Source organism: Nostoc sp. CALU 1950 (genome assembly GCF_051172895.1).
Taxonomy (GTDB): Bacteria; Cyanobacteriota; Cyanobacteriia; order Cyanobacteriales; family Nostocaceae; genus Nostoc; species Nostoc edaphicum_A.
The window spans coordinates 1-298 of the sequence record NZ_JBDNJQ010000457.1 but is presented as its reverse complement, the minus strand read 5'-3'; the positions used below and the strand labels follow the sequence as shown (position 1 = coordinate 298).

Annotated in this window: 1 protein-coding gene; it reads left to right on the top strand. The window is 43.3% G+C overall.

Annotated features, from left to right (window positions below):
• Positions 1–49: 49 nt before the first annotated feature.
• A partial coding sequence (locus ABF638_RS38410; RefSeq protein ID WP_435027957.1) for a Tn7 transposase TnsA N-terminal domain-containing protein occupies positions 50–298 on the top strand: 249 nt, incomplete at its 3' end.

Below are 298 nucleotides of genomic sequence, written 5' to 3'. Positions count from 1 at the left end.
TGTAGGTGGCGGAGCGAAAAATGTTTGCGGTAGCTATCCAAGCCGCAAAATGGGGAAAACAATTCAGTTTGAATCTCATAAAGTAGAACTGCCAGCGATCGTCGAATACGAAAATGACGAAGATGTTTTGGAATACTATGACCAACCAATTCGCTTAAGCCTATCATTCAAATCAAAGAGCGGACGTTGTGTGGTGACATCTCACACTCCTGATTTCTTGATCATACGCCGTAACTGTGTGGGATTTGAAGAATGGAAACCGAGCGAACGTCTCAAAACATTAGCTCAGAAACAACCC